Origin of the sequence: Plantactinospora solaniradicis (assembly GCF_042658085.1) — a bacterium.
In the GTDB taxonomy this organism is placed as follows: Bacteria; Actinomycetota; Actinomycetes; order Mycobacteriales; family Micromonosporaceae; genus Plantactinospora; species Plantactinospora solaniradicis.
Genome location: NZ_JBHSPR010000052.1, coordinates 1 through 4,079, shown reverse-complemented (window position 1 = coordinate 4,079; position 4,079 = coordinate 1). Strand labels below are relative to the sequence as shown.

General features: G+C 68.8%; 1 protein-coding gene. It reads left to right on the top strand.

Going from position 1 to position 4,079, the window contains the following annotated elements:
• Positions 1-15: 15 nt before the first annotated feature.
• A partial coding sequence (locus ACFP2T_RS36605; RefSeq protein ID WP_377430184.1) for an amino acid adenylation domain-containing protein occupies positions 16-4,079 on the top strand: 4,064 nt, incomplete at its 3' end.

Here is a 4,079-nt window from a genome sequence, read left to right as displayed (position 1 = left end):
ACCGCGAAGAACGCCATGACCAACGAGGTCAGGCAGCTCATCCAGACGCATCGGGAGGAATTGATCACCCTCCTGCGCGACCGGGATGGCGGGCGGCACGCACCGGTCACGGTCGCCGACCGCAGCGAGCCGCTGCCGTTGTCGTTCGCGCAGCAACGGTTGTGGTTTCTGGCCCAGCTGGATCCGGATTCGGTCGAGTACAACTCGCAGACGTCAATCCCGTTCAACGGCAATCTCTCGGTCGAGGCGTTGACAGCGGCGCTGGGCGGCTTGGTGGCCCGACACGAGGTATTGCGGACCCGGCTGGTCGCCGACGCGGACGGGGTGCCGTATCAGATGATTGACCAACCGGCGCCGTTCGTGCTGCCGATCGTTGACCTTTCCGGGGAGCCGGACCCGGTCGCGGCGGCGGAGGCGTGGTCGGCTGCCGACATGACAGTGCCGTTCGACCTCGCCGCGGGACCGCTGCTCCGGGCCACCCTGGTCCGGGTTCGCCCAGACCAGCATGTGTTGCTGATCAGCAAGCATCACGTGGTCAGCGATCAATGGTCCAATGCGATCCTGCACCGCGACCTGAAGGCTCTGTATGCCGCCTACAGCGAAGGCGTGGAGCCGCGGTTGGCGGCGTTGCCGGTGCAGTACGCCGACTTCGCGGTGTGGCAGCGGCGGTGGCTGACCGGTGAGGTGCTGGAGGAGCAGTTAGGGTATTGGCGGACGCGGTTGGCGGACGTGCCGGTGCTCGAGTTGCCGACCGATCGGCCACGCCCGGTGGTGCAGTCAGTCGAAGGCGCGGCCCTGCAGTTTACCGTCTCGGCCGAGGTTCTCGAGGGGCTGCGGGCGGTGACCCGTACGGCCGGGGTGTCGATGTTCATGACGTTGTTCGGTGCGTTCACGGTGTTGCTGGGCCGGTACTCGGGTCAGGACGACATCGTGGTCGGTACGCCGATCGCGAACCGGAACCGGGCCGAGATCGAGGGCCTGATCGGGTTCTTCGTCAACACCCTCGTCATGCGGACCGACCTGTCCGGCGATCCGACGTTCACCGAACTGCTGGGCCGGGTGCGGGCGGAGACTCTGGCGGCGTACGCGCATCAGGATGTGCCGTTCGAGCAGCTCGTCGACGAGTTGGGCGTGGTCCGGGACCGGTCCCGGAGCCCGTTGTTCCAGGTGCTGTTCAACTACGCCGCCGGTGATGGTGAGGACCGGGCGGTCCGGGACGTGCCCGCCGAGCGGTCCGGTCCGGTGCCGATGCCGGTGAAGTTCGACCTGTCGGTGGCGTTGGGCGAGGTTGGATCCGGGTTGGTCGGGTCGGTGCAGTACAGCACGGTGTTGTTCGACGACGATCGGATGGTTCGTCTGGTCGGGCATTTCCAGCGGGTGCTGGCCGCGGTGGCGGACGATGCCGGCCGGCGGCTGTCGCAGGTACCGATGCTGACCGAGGCCGACTGGTCGGCGCTGCGGTCGTGGAACGACACCGCGGCGCCGGCGTCCTGGACCGGCGGCGTGCCGGAGCTGATCGCAGCACGGGCTGCGGCGGATCCGGATGCGGTCGCGGTGGTGTGTGGTAGGGCGTCGCTGCGGTACGGCGAGTTGGATGCGCGGGCGAACCAATTGGCGCGCCACCTGGCTGGGCTGGGTGTGGGAAGGGAGTCGGTGGTCGGCGTCTGCCTGGACCGGAGTATCGACCTGGCGGTGGCGTTGGTGGCGGTGTGGAAGGCCGGCGGTGCGTACCTGCCGCTGGACCCCGGCTATCCACAGCAGCGGCTCGCGGAGCTGGTTACCGACAGCGGTGCGGCCCTCGTCATCGGCGATGAGCGGTTTCCCGCCGGCGTCGCGCCGGTCATACTGTCCGGCGACCCGGCGGTACGTGCGGCGGTCGACGCACCGCCATCCGTTGCGGTGCCGACGTTGCCGAGACAATTGGCGTACGTGATCTATACATCGGGTTCGACGGGCCGACCGAAGGCGGTGCTGTCCGAGCATGGCGGGCTGGCCAACCGGATCCGGTGGATGCAGGATCGGCACCAGCTGATGCCGGGTGAGCGGGTGCTGCACAAGACACCGATCACCTTTGACGTGTCGTTGTGGGAGCTGGTGTGGCCGCTGGCGGCCGGTGGTTGCCTGGTGATGGCGGAGCCGGGCCGGCAGGGTGACGTCGGCTATCTGGTGGACCTGGTCGAACGCGCCGGCGTGAACGCGATGCATTTCGTGCCGTCGCTGTTCCACGAGTTCGTCCAGCAGCCGTGGGCAGCACCGATGCAGTCGCTGCGGCTGGTGGTGAGCAGTGGTGAGGCGCTGTCCGGACCGGACGTGACGGCGTTCTACGCCCGGCACGAGCACGCTGCCGTGGAAAACCTCTACGGCCCGACCGAGGCATCGATCGAGGTGTCGTACTGGCCTTGCTTGCGCGGCGACGACGGGGCGGCCATCCCGATCGGCGCGCCGATCGCCAATACCCGGCTGCATGTGCTGGACCGGCTGCTGCGGCCAGTGCCGATCGGTGCGGTTGGGGAGCTGTACATTGGCGGAGGCGGCTTGGCCCGCGGGTACGGTGGCCGGCCGGACCTGACTGCGGAGCGGTTCATCGCCGACCCAATCGCATCGGACGGCTTCCGGTTGTACCGCACAGGCGACCTGGCCTCGTGGCGCGCCGACGGGCAGCTGGAATACCTGGGACGGGCCGACGCGCAGGTAAAAGTGCACGGCTTCCGCATCGAACCCGGTGAGGTCGAGGCGGCGCTGGTGGCGCATCCAGCGCTGTCGGCCGCCGTGGTGGTCGGGCACGGGGCCGACGCGGCACGGCGGCTGGTCGCGTACGTCGTGCCCACGGAGCCGGCTGGCGGGCTGCCGGGCGTCGAGGAGCTTCGCAGTTGGATCGGGACCCGGCTGCCGGAGTACATGATCCCGGCGGTGTTCGTGGAACTGACCAGTCTGCCGCTGACCGCGAACGGCAAGGTCGACCGGGCCGCGTTGCCGGAGCTGGACAGTGTCCGGCCGGACCTGGCCGACGCGTACGTCGCCCCGTCCGGGCCGACACAGGAACTCCTGGCCGGGATCTGGGCCGAGCTGTTGGGTGTGGACCGGGTCGGGGTACGCGACAACTTCTTCACCCTGGGTGGGCATTCGCTGCTGGCTACCCGGGTGGTGTCGCGGATCCGGGCCGTGTTCGGGGTGGAGGTGCCGGTCGCGGCGTTGTTCGACGGTCCGACGGTGGCCGAATTGGCGGCCGTGGTTGCCGGATCGGCGCAGGGCACCGATACCCCGCCGATGGTTCGGGTGGACCGCGACGGGTTGTTGCCGTTGTCGTTCGCGCAGCAACGCCTGTGGTTCCTGGCCCAGCTCGACCCCGGCTCGGTCGAATACAACATGCAGATGCCGATCCACCTGGCCGACGAGCTTTCGGTGGAGGCGCTGGCCACGGCGCTTGGCGGGCTGGTGGCCCGGCATGAGGTGCTACGGACCCGACTGGTCGCCGATGCTGACGGGGTGCCGTGGCAGGTGGTCGACCCGCCGGCACCGTTCGACCTGCCGCTGATCGACTTGTCCGGCGAACCAGACCCGGCTGCCGCCGTGCAGGCGTGGTTGGCCACAAACGCGGTGGTGCCGTTTGATCTGGCGGCTGGGCCGTTGTTCCGGGCGAGCCTGCTGCGGGTGGCCGCGGATGAGCATGTGTTGGCGTTGGCGATGCATCACGTGGTGGGTGACGAGTGGTCGGCCGGGATCCTGCGTCGTGAGTTGGACGTGTTGTATACCGCGGCCCGGGATGGGACCGAGTCGGGTTTGCCGGTGTTGCCGGTGCAGTACGCCGATTTCGCGGTGTGGCAGCGGCAGTGGCTGACCGGTGATGTCCTCGACGGTCAGCTTGACTACTGGCGGCAGCGGTTGACGGGTGTGCCGACGCTGGAGTTGCCGACGGATCGGCCGCGGCCGGCACAGCGGTCCAGTGCTGGGGCGGCGCTCAAGTTTCAGGTGCCGGCCGAGGTGGTCGACGGTCTGCGCGCGCTGTCCCGGGATGCTGACGTGTCGATGTTCATGACGGTGTTCGGCGCTTTCACGGTGTTGCTGGGCCGGTACTCCGG